General features: G+C 74.1%; 3 protein-coding genes. All 3 read left to right on the top strand.

Annotated features, from left to right (window positions below; genetic code table 11):
- The coding region (locus tag D7X12_RS45075) for a baseplate J/gp47 family protein (protein ID WP_208719131.1) at positions 1–1,952 on the top strand (1,952 nt) is incomplete at its 5' end.
- A complete protein-coding gene (locus D7X12_RS18630; protein ID WP_120626616.1) occupies positions 1,949–5,590 on the top strand; it encodes a phage tail protein in 3,642 nt (1,213 codons plus the stop codon). The genes D7X12_RS45075 and D7X12_RS18630, both read left to right, overlap by 4 nt.
- The gene (locus D7X12_RS18625; RefSeq protein ID WP_120626615.1) at positions 5,587–13,221 is read left to right on the top strand and encodes a right-handed parallel beta-helix repeat-containing protein; all 7,635 of its coding nucleotides are present in this window, start codon (positions 5,587–5,589) and stop codon (positions 13,219–13,221) included. The genes D7X12_RS18630 and D7X12_RS18625 overlap by 4 nt, the downstream gene beginning before the upstream one ends.
- Position 13,222 lies beyond the last annotated feature (1 nt).

Below are 13,222 nucleotides of genomic sequence, written 5' to 3'. Positions count from 1 at the left end.
GGGCAGGGGGACCTTCGGGCGAAGCGGGTGAGCCCGGGGCGCCTGCTCCCACGGGCGGCATCTTCGGGCCCGGCTCGGTGCTCGCGGGGCTCCAGGATCGCATCGAGGTGCAGCGTCATGGGCCGCTGGAGGAGCGGCGGGTGGCTCGCGCGAAGCAGGACGCGCGCAAGCTGGCGTCGCTCGTGAAGACGTTGGACCTGGATGGGGACTCCGCGTGCAAGAGCACCCTCCAGGCCCTCTGTGATCAGCTGTGTGAGGCGCAGAAGGTGGTGGCCCAGGCGGTGCCCCCGCCCGGCCGTCCGGTGGGCGCGCTGTCCGAGTCGCAGGAGATCGTCGCCCGACAGCTTCGCAACCTCCAGAAGCGGCAGGCGGATGCGCTGGCGGCGCTGGAGGAGGCGCTGGCGCCGTGCGCGGATGAGGACCCGGCCGCGCACGCCCTGCGGTTGGATCGCATGGTCACGTTCCTGGATGCCTTTGTGAACGGGCTCATCCAGGAGGCGCGGGATCAGCTCGTCATCCTGAAGGGCAGCGAGGCGCTGAATCGGGCGGACCTCGCCTTCGGTGCGGATGCGGGCGTGGCCCGTCCGCTGGGCGTGGCGGCCTCCGGCGCGGACACGGTCTACCTGCTGGCGTTGACGGACGCGTCGGGGCTCACGTCCCAGGAGCCGCCGGTGCGGCCGGGCGACTGGCTGGTGGTGGCCGAGGACGTGGAGCGCCTGGGCCCGGGCGGGGTGAAGGGCACGGAGCGGCTCTTCCGCGAAGCGCTGCGGGTGCTGCGCGTGCGCATGGAGATTCCGCCCGGCCAGCGCACGCCGATGACGCAGGTGACGTTCCAGCCGCCGCTGTCGCGCGCGTACGCGTTGGACCGGGTGGTGCTGCTGGGCAACAACACGCTGGTCAGCGAGGGCGCCACGGTGGAGGAGGTCGCCGTGCCTTCGCTGGACCTGCGCACGGTGCCGCTGCTGCACGGGCCGGTGACGTGGCTGCGCGACGCAAGCCACGCGGGAGGCCGCAGGCCGGAGGTTTCCCTGACGGTGGGCGGGCGCGCGTGGCGGCCGGTGGACTCCCTCCTGGAGGCCGCGCCGGACGCGCTGGCCTTCGCGGTGGAGTCGCTGCCGGGAGGGGCCGCGCGACTGCGGCTGGGAGGGGAGGACCACGGCTCGGCGCTGCCGGTGGGCGTGGAGCTGCGGATCCGCTACCGCGTGGGCCGGGGCCAGGGTGGCAACCGGGCCGCGCTGCGGTTGATGGCGATGACGAGCCCGCACCCCTGCGTGGAGACGACCTTCAACCCGCTGCCGCTGTACGGAGGGACGGACCCGGAGGCGCCGGCACTGGCGCGCGTGCGGGGACCCGCCACGGTGGGGGCGATGGACCGCGCCGTGTCGCTGTCCGACGTGCGGGCGCTGGCCCTGGTCTACGACGGCGTGCACCGGGCCAACGTGTTCCGCGACGGCGTGCGCAAGCGTTCGCTGACGGTGGTGGTGGCGGGGCCCGAGGGTGCGGAGTTGGGACGGGCGGACCTGGAGGCCCTCCATGCGCATCTGGCGGCGCGCGTGGCTCCGGGCGTGGAGCTGCGACTGGTCAACCGGAAGCGCGTGGAGGTGCGGCTGCGACTGCTGCTGCGCGTGGTGAAGGGCGCGGATCCGGTGGGGGTGCTCCAGGAGACGCGCCTGCGGCTGGGCGTGGACCGGGACCCGGAACGCGAGCCGGGCCTGTTGGATCCGGACCGCGTGGAGCTGGGCGCGGACCTCCAGTTGTCGGACGTGTACGGCGCGCTCGCGGGCATCCAGGGGCTGCGCTCCGGGGTGGTGCAGGCGCTGCATCGCGAGGGCACGCGACCGTCGCTCGCCGAGCGCATCGCCGTCGCGCCCGGCGAACTGCTCGGGTGGGCGCCGCCGTTCGGGGAGAGCGATGGCGTCGCGCTGTCCTACGAGGAGGCGCAGGACCTATGAGCCGGCCCTCGCAACGTCTGCTCCTGCTCCTTCCCGGCCTGTACACGGCGCGGGACTCCGTCCTCGCGGACCATCCGTTCCTCAAGCTGCTCGCGGTGCTGGGCACGGAGTTGGATGCGTTCTCCCTGGCCGTGGAGCAGCTCTGGGATGACCACTTCGTCGAGCGTGCCGGGCCGCAAGCGCTCCCACTGCTCGCGGAGCTGTTGGGCGCGCGGCTGCTCACCGACAACCCTCGCGTGCAGCGCGGCGTGGTGGCGCGCGCGGTGGCGTGGCGCCGTCGCAAGGGGACGCTCGCGTCGTTGGAGGAGGTGCTCTCCGTCACCAGCCTCTGGGACGCGGAGGTGGACGAATCCTTCCGCTCGCTCCTGGAGACGCAGGACCTCAACGACCTGCTGCCCTGGCGCGGGCGCACCGCGGTGGTGTGGGATCCCATCGGCCTCTCGGATCCGCTCACCCGCCGCTCCGCTGGAGTCGAACGCCCGCGCGAGGGCATCCCCGAGCGCGGCCCGTTGCTGGGCGTGGCGCCGGGCGAGACGCTGGACGAGGCCCTGCGCCGGTTGGGACGTGCGGACGCGGGCCGGAACGCCGCCTCGCCGCGCACGTTGGACCTGCTGGGCTGGGCACGTCCGGACGTCGCGCTCATCCGCACCGCGCGCCTCACGCCGGTGGAGCTGGAGGAGGTGACTCCCGCCGCCGTGCACGTCCTGCCGAACGGCTACCGGGGCTTCCGCGTGGATCCATTGGACCGGGACGCGCCGCTCGTGTGGCTCCAGCCATTGGAGCGGGCGGACCTCACCGGCGGGCTCACCGCGCGCCACGAACCCGAACCCTCTTCGCTCGCGACAGGGCGCACGGCGGCGATGCTGCTGACGCCCACCGCGTTGGCGGAAGACGCGGACGCGGCGGAGCGGGCGGATGCCATCACCGTCTCCGTGGACGGCATCCCCCTGGTGGGCCCGGAAGCGCTGCCCCTCTTGCGCGGCCCACTGCCCACCGCGCCCGTGGGCCCGAACCCCACGCTCCGGTTCGCGGACCGGGGCCGGCCCTCCCCGGGCGACTCGTGGCGCCTCACGCTGCTCGCCGCACGCGAGGACTCGGACACGCCGCTGCTGTCCACCGTGCTCGAACCGGGCGTGCTCAACACCGTCACCGTCACCCTGGAGGCGAACCAGCTCCTGGGCGGCACCACGGCGGCACTGCTCGTCGAGCGCTTGAAGGGTGAGCCGCGCCTGCGCGACGCGGACGGTACGTGGCGCAACCTCACCCCGGGCATCCGGCTGGGGCTGCCCCGCAGCAACGCGGTCCACGTGGAGCGGGCGGGCACCCCGTGGGTGGTGCGCATCGAGCAACACCTCGCGGATGGCAGCCTGCGCCTGGCCCGCTTCGATGCGAGCGCCGACGGTGGACCGTGGCAGGTGGCGGAGCTGGGCGGCGACCTGCCTCCGGATGGTCCCGGCATGGCGCTGGTGGCCCTCGTGGACGCGCTGCTGCTGGTGGCCCCGGACGGCGCGGGGAAGCTGGGCGTGTGGTCGGTGACAGGGCTCGACGGAGCCACGCCGACGGCGACGCGGCTGGACACCGCGAGCCCGCGCCAGCCCTCCGCGCGACTTGCCCCGAGCGTGTGCGTGCGCGGCGGTCGGCTCTTCGTCTTCGGTGGTGACCTGGGCGGCGCACCCACGGGAGACCTCTGGTCGCTGCCCGTCGCGGGCGGATCCTGGCGACCCCATGCGGTGCGCAACCGCCAGGAGCGCAAGGCCGCCACGCTGCTGGGCACACCTCAAGGACTGGTCCTCCTGGGAGGCGAGGCTGTGACAGGCGAGCTGGCCGTGCCCGTGATGGCCTGCGACCCCGCGTCCGCGAGTCCGGCGTGGCGCCCGCTGGCCGCGCTGCCCATCGCGCCGTCCCTGCCCGGAGTGCTGGTGGCGAGAGAAACCAGCACGGGGCTGGAAGCCCTCGTCTGGGCGGACACCACGCGGCCCCGGAAGCTCACGCTGAAGCAGGGCGAGAGCGCCTGGGTGTCTGGGCCCCTGGAGCCGGACGGCACGAACCCGCCCATTCCAGGACAGGCGCTCTACGCCGACGGGCGCATCCTCTTCGTGGACCCCACGCCGCTGCCCGCGTCGGAGGTCGTCTTCTCACTGGGCGGGCGCGGACACCTCGCCTTCCTGCCGGAGCTGGCGCTGCTGCCGGATGAGCTGCTGCGCTTCAACGTCGCCAACGACGGCGCCGTCTTCATCGAGCCGCGCGAGGGCCAGCCGCTCCCGCTCGATGCGCGGCCCGGCGGCGCGTACCACGCACGGGATGCCTCGCGCTCTGGCGGTGCGCGCCGGTACTCGGTGCCGGGTCGGCTGCGGCGCCAGGCCTTCAAGCTGCGCCAGCGGAGCCTGGGCCCATGGACCACGCTCGCCCCGAGCAACGCCGCGGGCATCGTGGCGGTGGATCCGCGCCTGGGCCGCGTCGTGCTCCAGGACGACGCGCCCGTGGGCCACGTCACCGTCTCCGCGCGCGTGGGTCGGGGCTCCTCGCTGGGCGCGGGCCTGCTCACCCCGGATCGCCGTCCGCCCGCGGCGTGGGCGGAGCCGGACCTGCCGTTCATCGAACCTCCGGACCGTCCTGGAGACCGCCTGGGCACCGGCCTCCCCGTCACCGCGTGGATCTCCCCGGAGCGCGCGGGCGGAGTGCTCGGGGCCGGTGACGTGGAGCGGCCCATCGTCGCCACCGTGGCGGAGGGGCTTGGCTCCGGCACGCCCCCGGTGCTGGGCATCATCGGTTCGCCGCGTCTGCCACCGGAGCGCCTGTCACAGGGATTGGATTCCGGCCTGTCCCTCTTCGCCGCGGACACCGGCGCCGCGCCCTGCATCCGCGCGGATGAGAACGGCGTCTCGCTGGCGCTCTACCCGGGCTTCGGAGGTGGCACCGACACGCGCGTGTGGCTCGCGGGGTTGTGGCTCGCGGGCCGGTTGGACCTGGTGCTCGCGCGCGGCCAGGCGGACCTGCGCTGGTGCAACCTGGGCGTGCCCGGACAGGTGGGCCTGTGGATGCCGGGCGGTGGGCACCAGGACATCAGCGCGCGCCGCTCGCTGCCACCGGCCGACGTGGAGCTGCGCCTCTACGGCTGCATGGTGGGCGCCATCGAGCTGCCACCCTGGGTGCACCTCATCGCCGCCGGCTGCACGTTCGATGCGGGAGACCGGGACGCCACCGCCATCCGCGCCGCCGGGGCTCGCATCCGGCTGCGGCACTGCACGGTGCTGGGCGCCACCGAGGCGGGCGTGCTGGAGGCGTCCTCCTGCGCCTTCGCGGGCGAGGTGCGCACGGACCGTCCGGACCTGGGCTGGGCGCGCTACAGCCTGCTCGCGCGTGGCGGGCAGCCTCCGGTGTCGCACCAGTCGCGGGTGCACACCGTGTCGTTCCACTCCCACCGCCAGACGGACCCCGGCTACCTCGTGCTGGGAGACAACAACGGCCCCGACGCGCTCCACGCCTCCGAGCGGGGCGGCGTCCCCGGCGCGCACGACGAACGCTCCGAGCACGAGCGTGAGCTGCTCGCGCGCACCGACGACAGCATGCCCATTGGCGTGACGCCGTTCCACGCCGACCGCACCCAAGACGACCTCGCCCGGATGAGCCGACCATGACCGTGAAAGCGTACACCTCCAGGTCCCGCTTCGACGAAGCCCGGCGGTTCTCCGGCGTCTATCAGCAGATGGGGCGGATGAGCCTCGACGCCGACCACAACGAGGAGGTGAGGCTGCGCACCATCGACGCGCGCCGCCGCTCCGCCGACGTCGCCGACGGCTCGCCCGACGACGGCTTCCGCATCGGCGACAGCTACCTCGTCGACCCCATCAACAACGTCCTCGGCTGGGCGGGGCAGGGGCTGCCCGCGGACGACGAGCGCGTCATCACGCGCGAGCTGCGCCTGGACCGCTACGACGCGGAGACGCTGCCCTTCGTCGTGCGCAGCCGGGGGCACGTGGCCCTGCGCCGCACGCTTCCCAGGGTGCTGGACCTCACCACCGTGGAGCGCTCGGACGGCACCACCTTCAGCGCGTCCGCCCTCGTCATGGGCCTGCGCTTCGAGCGGCCTCCCACCGACGATGAGATCGTCGACATCCGCGTGGTGGTGGCGGACACGGAAGGCCACGAGGCCATCCTCTCCGGGGGCCTGGGCCAGCGCCCCTCTGGCTGGCACGACGTGCGCTTTCCCGTGTCCGCGCTCGCGGGCGTGGACGCGACGAAGGTGAAGGCCTGGGGCGTGCTGGGCCTGCCGCCGGTGGCCCGCACCTGGGTGTCCGCCCTGCGCGTGGAGGACGCGGCCCTGGGCGCGGACGTCGTCATCCGGGGCGGCGACGGGACGCTGCCGGGCGCGGGCCGCATGCTGCTCGACGGCGTGCGCGTCTTCCTGGAGCGCGACCTGCGCTACAGCGCGCAGCCGGACCTCCCGGAGGCCCCGCCGCTGGCCGCGCTGCCCGCGGACGGCACGCGGCACCACTACTTCTTCCTCGACTGCTGGGAGCTGACCACCACCCGCCTCGACGACGCGTTCCTCGATGAGCCGGCGCTGGACGGCCACGACACCACCGTGCGCCTGCGGCTCATCTCCCAGGTGCGCGCGCTTCAAGGTCTGACGGCCACCGACGCGGAGGTGCTGCCCCGGCCCACGGGCGGGGGACGCCTCACCACGAACATCCCGCAGGGCGCGCTGCCGGACCGCACTCCGCCGGAGCCGTTGGACCCCTGCCGCGACCGCTGCCTGTCCACGGAGAACGCCTCCACGGGCGAGGGCTACGTGGGCACCGACAACCTCCACGTGCGCGTAGAGGTGTTCCGGGGCGGAGCGCGGCCGGTGATGCTGTGGTCGCGCGACAACGGCTCCATGGTGCTGCCGCTCACGGCGCCGGCCTCCGCGGACGCGATGACGCTCCAGGTGGCTCCCGCGAGCGCCGCGAAGCTCCGGGCCGGGGACCTCATCGTCATCGAGGACCGCGTCACGCGCCTCCAACCGGAGGGCCCGTCGCTGCCGGTGCTGCGGCGGCTGCGCGGTGTGCAGGCGGACACGGGCAAGCTGGAGCTGGCGGACGCGAGCGCCGTGCTCACCACGGATCCGGTGCCGCTCCCGGTGGGTGGCACGTTGGGGCGGGCCTTCAGTCCGGCCCAGGGCGCGGCGGTGCGCAGGTGGGACGGCGGCGACCTGCTCGTCACCGGCCGGCGCTACCGCTTCCCGGACGGCATCACCCTGGCCTTCGCGGGCGAGGACTTCCGCGCGGGCGACTACTGGTCCTTCACCGCCCGCGTGCGCGCGGCGGACGGAGCGGCGCGGGGGGAGGTGGAGCAGCTCACCGCCGCGCCCGTACACGGCCCGGTGCACCACTACGTGCCGCTGGCCCGCGTGAAGGGCGCCAGCGCGGCGCGGCAGTTCGAGGACCTGCGCCCGCGCTACCTCCCGCTCGCGCAGGTGCGCGACCGGCTGGTGGAGCTGTCCGAGCGGGTGACGGGCCCCGGCTCCTTCACGGTGGTGGTGGGCGATGGCGTGCGCAGCTTCGGCGACATCGACCAGGACATGCTCGAAGGCATCACCGGCGACGAAGCGCTCCAGGCGGCGGTGGACCGGCTGAGCGGGCAGGGCGGCTCCATCTTCGTGCGCTGCGGTCGCTACAAGCTGGAGCACCCGGTGCTGCTGCGCAACCTGTCCTCCCTGCACCTGCTGGGCGACGGAGACGCCACGGAGCTGCGCACCCAGGGCTCCGGCGGCGCGTTCTTCGTGGACCGCTGCGGCCTCCTGGGCGACGTGCGCATCGAGGACTTCCGGCTGGTGGAGGCCCCTTTCGAGGACGTGGTGATTGGCGGCGGCCCCCAGTTGGTCGTCAAGGCCCCCACCCTCCAGGTGAACACGAGCGGCGGCGTCCGCTTCGTGCCCCTGCTGGAGGTGGAGGACGACCGCGTGCTGGAGACGGACGACGTGAAGCACCCGTCCGCCGAGGCCGACTTCGTGGACGTGGTGGCCGAGCGCATCAAGGTGCTGGTGCCCGGCCAGGGCCGCGCCGCGGGCTCGGTGGTGGCGACGCTGGTGGAGCTGCGCAGGCTGCAACGGCTGCACCCGGGCCAGCCGCTGGAGGACCTGCCGCAGGCGAAGCCGCTGCTGGACGCGCTGAACACGCTGCCGCACGGCGTGGTGACGCTCGCGGACTCCACCGGCGTCACGCTGCTGCGCTGCCACATCCAGGCGAACCAGGCCGGTTCGGAGGCCACGGGCGTGCTGGTGACGGGCTCGTGCGCACGGCTGTCCATCCAGGACAACCGCATCCGCGCGGCGACGGGCATCGCCGTGGCGCCCTACGCGCCGTACCTCGCCGAGCGCTTCCTCGCGTCGTTCCCTCGCGCGGGCCTCTTCGTGGACACGCTGTCCATCACCGGCAACCAGCTCCAGCCGCTGGGCGAGGCGACCACCGGCATCCACGTGGCGGACGGCACGCTGTCCGGCGTGGAGGTGCGCGGCAACCGCATCCTGGGCTTCCACGTGGGCATCCTCGTGCAGGACCTGGCGGAAGGCGGAGCAACGGGCCCGGTGGACCGCGTGCTGGTGGCGGAGAACCAGGTGCTGGGCTCGGCGGCGGTGGGCATCCAGATCGCCGGTGACGGCGTGGACGTCGTCGGCAATGAGATCCGCAACGCGGTGTCCAACGGCCTCTTCCAGGTGGGCATCCAGCTCTCCGGCCGGGCCCTGCGCGTGCGCGAATCGTGGATTGAGCTGCCGGCCGTGCCCGCCGCCTCCGTGCTGGGCGTGGTGGCCGGCATCGTCGTGGGCGACGGCCTGGACGACGGCCAGTCCAACGGCCGCCCCGCCACGGACGTGGAGGTGGTGGACAACCGCATCGAGGGCGCGGGCGAGGCCACCCCGGGCTTCGGCATCCTGCTGGGCGGCCCGCAGCCGGTGTTCGACGTGCGCATCCGCGGCAACGTCGTACGGGCGCTGGGCGACGCGGCGGTGCGCGCCTGGGGAAGCGGCGGCGCGGTGGGGCGCATCCGCGTGGAGGACAACCGCTTCGAACAGGTGGCGCTCGCGGACGTGCCGTCGCAGACGGACAACACCCTGGCCCTGTCGCGGTTGGACCCCGGCCTGGAGACAAGGCTGAGCGCGGACGCGCTGGCCCGGCCCCAGCCCCTGGTGGAGGCGCTGCTCGCCAACATCACGCCCCGCGTGCGACCGCCGCTGGACGCCGCGCTGCGGTGGCTGGAGCGGCTGACCCTGCGGGGCGCGGTGGTGCTGGCGGGCGTCGATGAGGCCCACGTGAGCGGCAACCGCCTGCTCCAGGTGGGGCGCACGGGCGCGTACGGCCCGCCAGGGCTCGCGGACGCGGAGGTGCGCGCGGCGGGCATCGCGGTGGTGTCCGGCTCCGGCATCACCGTGGAGGGCAACGAGGTGGAGGGCGTCCACGCGCCGGTGAAGCGGACCGAGGCTCCGCCGGGCCCACCGATCATCAAGCTGCCGCCCATCACCGACGTGCTCCAGAAGCTGGGCGTCGCGCCGACCACCGCCCGGCTGGAGCGCGGCGCCGTGCACGCGGCCGTCGTGGGCATGTACGCCACCGTGTTGCAGTACACGGGCGCCAACGAGGACATGCGCCAGAAGCTGGGCCGGGGCCTGTACGGACCGCTGGACACCATCGCGCACGAGGTGAAGGAGCTGGGCGGCAGCCCCGGCACGCTCACCGATGCGCTGGTCCGCGAGGTGGCGGAGATGCGCGCGGCCCAGGGCTACGACGACCACACGAAGACGTCCCACGCGGTCCGCTCGTCGCTGGCCCGCGCGGCGAGCTTCACCGCGCCGGACGCGGTGTCCCAGGACGCGTGGGACACCGTGGTGCGGTTCGACCTGGCGACCGTGGCCGGCAAGGAGGCGGTAGCGAAGGCGGCGGAGCGCATCAAGGGCTCCTTCGAGGTGCTGGTGCAGGGCCTGCCCGGCACCGTGAAGGACGCGGTGCTCAAGGCCCTGGGCGAGGTGCAGGGCACGCCGGGCGAGCTGCCCCGGCTGACGGCGCTGGCCGCGGCCCTGAGTCAGGTGGCCGCGCTTCGCGAGGCGGAGGCGCAGCGCGCGAAGCAGCCCGTCATCGGGCAGGCGGTGGGCCCCCGGAAGACCATCATCGGCACCTTCGCCAACGCCGCGCTGGAGCAGCTTCCCCTCCGCCGCACCGCCAAGGCGAGCGCCAACGCGGACGTGCTCCTGACGCTGCGGCAGTCCAAGGAGGCCCTGGCGGATCAGCTCAAGGACGTGAGCCCGTCGCTGGCGCAGCAGGTGGAAGCGGACTACCGCGACGTGGAGCGCACCGGCGGTCAGTCGCGGACGGTGGAGCGGCTGCGCGCCACCCTCAAGCAGGTCCTGGAGTTCACGAGCGGGCGGGTGGCCCCGGTGGAACTCACCGAGGAGGACGCGGAGCGCGTGGCCTCCCAGGGCCGCACCGCCACCATCGGCCTGTACACCGCGAGCCTGGACCGGCAGGTGGCCGGCCTCGTCGCCGAGTCCGAGGACACGGTGGAGAAGCAGCTGCGTGGCTTCGGCACCGCCGTGGGGCAGCTGGCGGAGCTGGTGAGCGGAGACGCGGAGCTGTCCGCGCTCTCCGTCCAGGCGCATCAGGCGGTGCTCGCCGCCATCGCCCAGCCGCAGAAGCGCTCGGAGCAGCTGTCCGTCGCGAGGAGCCTGTTGGACCGCATCCGCGTGCAGACGCTGGACGTGCTGCCGGCCGTGGCCGCGCCGCCGTCCCCGGGCCCGGTGTGGGCGGATCCGTTGGACCGGAGGCTCGCCGCGCTGGGCGCGCTGGTGCTGGCCGTGCGGAACATGGTGCCCGGCCAGGTGCTCAGCGAGTCGCTGTCGCACTACCTCCCGCACCTCTCGCGAGCGTTGGACCTCGTGGGCGTGCAGGGCAAGAACCGCGAGCTGCTGCTCCAGCGCGTGAAGGAGGCCCTCCAGACGCTCACCACTGGAAACCCGGCCACCGCCGTGCGCGGGGCCGTGCACCTGCTCGCCCAGGAACCGGCGACCCTGGGCGCCGAGGCCGTCAACAAGGGCGGTGTGGTGCCGGAGCTGGAGGCCACCGCGGTGCTGCTGCGCGCCATCGAACAGGGCCTGGACCCGAGCGAAGACGACACGTCGCGCATCGCCCGGCTCCAGGAGTACCTGCGCCAGCGCGCCCAGAAGGTCTCCGCGTCGCTCGTCGCCATCGTCACCGGGATGAGCGACCTGGGCGGCATCCTGGGCGTGCTCAGCAAGTCGCTGGAGCAGCTGGCGCGCGGCGAGGCCCCGGACCCCGGCGACCTGGTGGACCCCGTCTTCAACACCTTCCCCCAGCCCGCGGACGGCCTCTTCGCGGCGGGCGTGCAGGGCCGGGTGCGGCTCGCGGGCAACACCGTGCGGGACGCCGTCACCGGCGTGAGCGTGCTCGGCGCCGCGGGGCACCTGTTGTCGGAGGCGCCGACGCAGCCGGGAGCGCTCCTCGACGTGGAGGGCAACCGGCTGGAGGGGTGCGCGGTGGCGGGGCTGACGCTGCGGCCGGACCTGTCCGTGACGGTGGTCTCCAACAACCACCTCTTCGCGTGCGCGGGGGTGCCCACCGCGGGCGTGCCGGGCCTGGGGCAGGCGGTCGCCACCTTCGTGGGCTCCGGTGAGCTGGTGGTGCGCGGCAACGTCTTCCTGGAGAGCGGCAACACACTGGCGCAGGCGGTGCTGCACGAGGTGGCCATCGACTGGCGCGGCGAGGTGGGCGTGCGCGGCAACACCGTGCGCCACGAGGGCGGCGGCGGAGGCGGGGTGGGGGTGCTCATCGTCACCGACACGCTGCCCCAGGACCTGGTGGCGCAGCTTTCCCGCGTGCCCTTCCTGGCCGTCGACCCCGCGCCCAAGCCGACCCTCGATGGCCGACCGGTCCTGTCCGGCGGCGCGACGACCTCCGTGGTGGGCGCGCTCGCCGCGGTGCCGCGCGCGGAGGACCTGGTGCAGATCGGCTCCCTGAAGCAGCGCTTTGCCGCAGGGCCGGTGCTGAACCGCTCGCTCACCGTGACGCCCCCGGCCTTCGCGCCCGCGCAGAGCGCCAGCACGGCGGCCTCGCGCTACCTGGCCGCGTCGGCCACACTGCTGCAGCCCGCGCTCTTGGACTTCCTGATCAAGCCCATCCCCATCCTGCCGCGCCCTCCGGTGCTGGCGCAGCGGGGCGTGCAGGTGGAGGGCAACGACATCACCGCGCGGGGGCCGGCGCTGATGGTCCTGGGCAATGGAGGCGCCGTCATCTCCGCGGCGGTGTCCGGCAATGAGCTGCGCAGCCAGGGCGGCGTGGGCGCGGTGTACCTGCGCCGCACGGACTCCACCGTCTTCAGCGGCAACCGGTGCCAGTGCCTGGACGCGGTGAACGTCGTCGTCGTGCGCATGGAGCGCGCGCCGCTGAGCTTCACCGGCAACGTGGTGCTGGGCGCGGAGACGGTGACGCCGCCCCCGCCCCTGCTTCGCCCTCCGTGGACGCTGCCGTCCCACTCGCTGACGCTCCAGATTCCGGTGGGCGGCGGCTCCACCCTGGGCGTGCCGTTGGACCAGGAGCTGCTCCTGGGCGGACTCCAGCGCCGCCGCGACGTGGCGAGCGACGCCTTCTCCACGCTGCTGGCGGAGCTCGTCACCGCGCCGGCCCCCCAGGCGGCGACGGGAGGCATCCGGGACGTGGCGGGCACGGAGATACCGGGTCGCGCCGTGGTGGACGCCCCCACGCTGGAGGACGTGCGGACGAAGCTGCCCGCGGGCCTGGACCTGCGCATCAGCGCGCGGACGCTCTACGGCATCGCGGTGACGAAGGACGACTCGCCCACCGCCGCGCTGCGTGCCCTGGTGGATCGCGTGGCGCTCCACGTGGACACGCCAGAGAGCGTGCAGGGCCACGTGCGCTCCGTGCTGGCCGCGGCGGACGGCGACCCGAAGAAGGCCCTCCAGCTCGTGGACAAGAGCGTGCTCGGCATCGACTCGGCGGCGCCCACCGTGAAGGAGAGCATCCTCAATGTGTCGGTGCTGCACGAGGTGCTGGCGGACTCGTTCTACAGCGGCGGCGGAGGCACGGGCTCCAGGCCGGTGCAGGAGGGGCCGGGGACCATCCTGCCCGTGCCCCCTCCACCGGATCCGCATGCTCACTCCGTCATCATCCTGGGCGGCTCGCGCGTGGCGGCCGTCGGCAACGCGACCACCTCCGGCGTCCACGTCCAGGAAGCGGACGCTGTCGTGCAGCTCAACCCGTAGC

This window comes from Corallococcus sicarius (assembly GCF_003611735.1).
Classification (GTDB): Bacteria; Myxococcota; Myxococcia; order Myxococcales; family Myxococcaceae; genus Corallococcus; species Corallococcus sicarius.
Note: the sequence above shows the minus strand (reverse complement) of the source record. Positions and strands in the feature narration are given on the sequence as shown.

Coding starts and splice junctions, on each gene's coding strand:
- D7X12_RS18625 (WP_120626615.1), top strand. CDS start 5,587: ATGACCGTGAAAGCGTACACCTCCAGGTCCCGCTTCGACGAAGCCCGG.
- D7X12_RS18630 (WP_120626616.1), top strand. CDS start 1,949: ATGAGCCGGCCCTCGCAACGTCTGCTCCTGCTCCTTCCCGGCCTGTAC.